We start from the raw sequence: 2,432 nt of genomic DNA, 5'->3' as shown, positions 1-2,432 counted from the left end.
GCCGGGGGACACTGCACAAGGGTCTGCCGGCCGCCAAGGGGCCCCGGACGCGCGCCTCGCCGCCATCGAAGACACGATCTTCGCGCCTGCGCGCCTGCGCAATTGGCCACCCGCACGCCGCTGTCGCCAGTCCACGCGCTCCGCTTCGCCTTGGCCGAAACAAGAACGCCCCGACTCCTGATGGAATCGGGGCGCTGTTCTCAAGCAACCCGCCAGACGGCACTACCGCGCTGTCTGGCGTTTCCGGCAAACCCGCCGGTTACAGGTTCGCTTCTTCGGTCTGCACCCGGTAATGCTTGCGCATCGCCTCGATGTAGGCCTTGGCTGCGGCCATGCCGTCCATCTGGTTCAACTGGTCGGTGAAGGCCTTCTTCTGCTCCGGCTGAATCTCGGCCAGGTTGCCCGGGCTCACCTTCGTCACCGCGTACACCACGTAACGGCCCTGCACCGCGACCCTGCCGTAGGTGGGCTTGCCCTCGGTCGGGGCCACCGCCGAGAACACCGCGCGGTTGATTTCCGCGGTCGGAATCGGCTGCGTGCGCGGCAGGCCCGGCATCGGGCTCAGCTGCAGCTTCTCGCTCGCGGCCAGCGCCTGCAGGCTCTGCCCGCCCTTGAGCTTGGCCAGCAGCGCGTCAGCCGCCTTCTCCGAGGCCTGGCGGGCACGGTCGGCACGGATCGCGGCGATCACCTGCTCGCGCGCCTTGTCCAGCGGCAGCGCCTGTTCCGGGCTGTGCTCGGTCACGCGGATCATCACGTTGTGGTTGGGCGCGATCTCGATCGGGTCGCTCACCGTGCTGTCCTGGGTCAGCACGTCGGAGAACGCCGCGCGCAGCACCGCCGGGTTGGCGGCAATGCCGCTGGCGGTGGCACGGTTGAACGGGCCAAGTGTCTGCACCGGCAGGTTCAGTTCCTTGGCCGCGCTTTCCAGCGAGGTCGGGTTCTTGTAGACCAGGTCCACCAGGCGGCCACTCAGCTCGGTGAAGGCGCGCTCGTTGTCGGCCTTGAGCTGCTCGGCCACCAGCTGGTCGTGCACGTCTTCGAACGAACGGCTTTCGCCGCCCTTCTTCTCGCGCAGCAGCAGCACGTGGTAACCGAACTCGGTCTTGACCGGGCCGGTCACTTCGCCGGCCTGCATGTTGAACAGCGCGTCTTCGAACGGCTTGACCATCGCGCCGCGCTCGACCCAACCCAGGTCGCCACCGTTCGCCTTGGAACCGGGGTCGTCGGAGTTGGCCTGGGCCAGGGCGGCGAAGTCGGCGCCCGGCTTCTTGGCGTCGGTGGTCAGGCGCAGTGCCTTTTCCTCGGCGGCCTTCAGCTTGGCCGGGTCGGTGCCATCGGCGGCGATCAGGATGTGCGAGGCCAGGCGCTGTTCGGGCGTGGCAAAGCGCGCCTTTTCATCGTCATAGCGCTTGCGCAGCGTGGCCTCGTCGGCAGCAGTCGCCGGCGGCAGGCTGGCGCCGTTGATTTCCACGTACTCCAGCGACACGGTTTCAGGCTGGCGGAACGCCTTGAGGTGGCCGTCGTACCACTGCTTGATCTGGGCGTCGGTGACCTCGGCGGTATCAGCCGGCTGGTCCGGCAACGCGGCCAGTTCGATGTCGCGGGTCTCGCCGAGCATCTTGAGCAGGCGCTCGGTTTCGGCGGGGGTGACAAAGCCGGAGGACTGCAGGGCCGAGGGGATCACCGCCTGCTGGATGCTCTCGCGGACGAGGGCCTCGAACTGGGTGGGGGTGCGCGGCGGATTGCCGCTGGCCAAGGCGATGCGGTACTGGTTGTCGTTGAACTTGCCGTCGGGGCCGATGAAGGCGGGAATGGCGGCAATGTACTCGCGCACGGCGTTGTCGCCGATGACGATGCCCGACTGTTCGCCGGCCAGGCGGACCACCTGTTCGTCGATCATCTGGTCGAGGACGGCGAGCTTGTTCTCGGTGCTTTCGAAGTGGCGCGGGTCGAAGTCTTCCCCCTGCTCCTGGCGGGCCTGCTGGCGCGCCTGCTCGAAGCGGACGCGGAAGTCCTGCGAGCTGATCTCATGGTGCTGCCAGAGGAAGGACATGGGCCACCACGACGGCGCGGAGCGCCACCAGGTCGGCGGCGCTGCCACCTTGGCCACGTTCTGCGCGCCGACGCCACCGAGGTAGCTGGAGTCGATCACGAACAGGAACGGAATCATCAGCAGCCCCAGGATCACGGTAACGATCCAGCCGGAGGTCTTGTCGCGAAGTTTCTGCAGCATGGGAAAAATCATGGCCTGAGTGGCGAGCCGGGCAGTGTAACCCGCTTCCGGCGTGGCTCCAAAATCGGCGGCGATGGCGGCGGAGCCCGCGCTGCAACGGCTGCGTGGGCGCGCTGTTGTGGGGGGCGGCGGCTTCGATCGGGCGGCGCGCGCGCGTCCGGGGCCCCTTGGCGGCCGGCAGACCCTTGTGCAGTGTCCC

The 2,432-nt window shown here is 68.0% G+C and carries 1 protein-coding gene; it reads right to left on the bottom strand.

What is annotated here, in order from left to right; translation table 11 throughout:
- Positions 1 to 259: 259 nt before the first annotated feature.
- The gene (locus tag RSA25_RS19430; protein WP_332810459.1) at positions 260 to 2,233 is read right to left on the bottom strand and encodes a peptidyl-prolyl cis-trans isomerase; all 1,974 of its coding nucleotides are present in this window, start codon (positions 2,231 to 2,233) and stop codon (positions 260 to 262) included.
- Positions 2,234 to 2,432: the final 199 nt, after the last annotated feature.

It is taken from the genome of Stenotrophomonas sp. (assembly GCF_036662295.1).
Classification (GTDB): Bacteria; Pseudomonadota; Gammaproteobacteria; order Xanthomonadales; family Xanthomonadaceae; genus Stenotrophomonas.
Note: the sequence above shows the minus strand (reverse complement) of the source record. Positions and strands in the feature narration are given on the sequence as shown.

Excerpts from the sequence above, each read along its gene's own strand:
- RSA25_RS19430 (WP_332810459.1), bottom strand. The coding sequence starts at position 2,233 with ATGCTGCAGAAACTTCGCGACAAGACCTCCGGCTGGATCGTTACCGTG.